The sequence below is a fragment of the Salinicola sp. genome (assembly GCF_982684285.1).
This window is the reverse complement of sequence record NZ_CEXLVS010000466.1, coordinates 1-1,350: the sequence shown is the minus strand read 5'-3', so window position 1 is coordinate 1,350 and position 1,350 is coordinate 1. Positions and strand designations below refer to the sequence as shown.

General features: G+C 42.2%; 3 protein-coding genes. All 3 read left to right on the top strand.

Features of this window, described 5'->3' with window-relative positions; translation table 11 throughout:
- Positions 1-450: S41 family peptidase (locus tag AC3AYF_RS21135; protein ID WP_487780434.1), on the top strand; the 450-nt coding region annotated here is incomplete at its 5' end.
- Positions 451-471: 21 nt separating this feature from the next.
- Positions 472-1,026 (top strand): DJ-1 family glyoxalase III, encoded by a 555-nt coding sequence (locus tag AC3AYF_RS21130; RefSeq protein WP_487780433.1) that lies wholly within the window; start codon positions 472-474, stop codon positions 1,024-1,026.
- Between the two features lie 15 nt (positions 1,027-1,041).
- A partial coding sequence (locus AC3AYF_RS21125; RefSeq protein ID WP_487780432.1) for a response regulator occupies positions 1,042-1,350 on the top strand: 309 nt, incomplete at its 3' end.

Here is a 1,350-nt window from a genome sequence, read left to right as displayed (position 1 = left end):
GTCTTAGTCAATGGTGGCTCGGCTTCTGCTTCAGAAATCGTGGCTGGTGCATTGCAAGATCATCATCGGGCGGTGATTGTTGGCTCAAAAACATTCGGCAAAGGCTCGGTTCAAACCGTGATGCCTTTAACAGATAACACAGCAGTCAAGATGACAACAGCTCGCTATTACACACCATCAGGTCGTTCAATTCAAGCAGAAGGTATAGTTCCTGATATTAAAATTGAACGCCTTAAAATCTCATCATCGGAGAAAAGAGACTTCTCACCACTACGAGAACGCGATTTATCCAAGCATCTTGAAAATGGCAATGCAGAAGAAAAAGACGAGACTGAAGATGCGGTTACAGAAGATAAAAGTGAGGAGAAGACAATACCGATTGCCATTACAGACTACCCATTATCACAAGCACTCAATCTGCTAAAAGGAATTAACATCCTTAATCCTTAAAAGGCGAAGGAGTAGATAATCATGCCTACTGTATTAATACCTCTTGCTGAAGGATGTGAAGCACTCGAAGCCGTCACGCTTATTGATTTGTTACGTCGTGCAGATATTACTGTTGTAACCGCTAGCTTAGGCTCGCAAACGATCACCGCTAGTCAAGGTGTTCATTTAACTGCCGATACACGCTTAGAGAATGTGCTTTACGATAATTTTGACATGATCATATTACCTGGCGGAATGCCAGGCACAACACATCTTAATGGTGATCCACATATTCATGCCATCTTAAAACGATTGCATCAATCTAACAAAGCCATTGCCGCTATTTGCGCGGCACCACTTGTATTGGCTACTGCAGGGCTGCTCGATGATAAGAAAGCGACCTGCTATCCCGGTGTTTTAGATGCGAAACAATGGCCAAATATTCATCTATCTAATGATGCTGTTGTTATAGATGGTGAGATATTAACCTCAAAGGGCCCTGGCACAGAAATGGACTTTGCCTTAGCAATCATTGAATACCTTACCGATCATACAACACGTCATACAGTTGAAATCGAGCTGGTTCGTCCAGCTTAATTACGGAATTACACGATGCCATCAATAAACATAAGTGAACTCGCCATCTTGTTGATTGAACCATCAACCATGCAACGAAAAATAATCCAATCACATCTGCAAGAAGAAGGCGTTAATAATGTTGAAGGTGCATCAACAGGTGAAGAAGCGCTCAAGTTTATGAAGCAATACCCGCCCGATCTTGTTATCAGCGCCATGTATTTACCCGATATGTCTGCTACCGACTTAATCACCACGATGCGTAATTCTGACACGCTACAAGACATTAACTTTATGCTTGTTTCAAGCGAAACTAGATTTAAAGCACTTGATCCCATTCGACAA

Coding starts and splice junctions, on each gene's coding strand:
- AC3AYF_RS21130 (WP_487780433.1), top strand. CDS start 472: ATGCCTACTGTATTAATACCTCTTGCTGAAGGATGTGAAGCACTCGAA.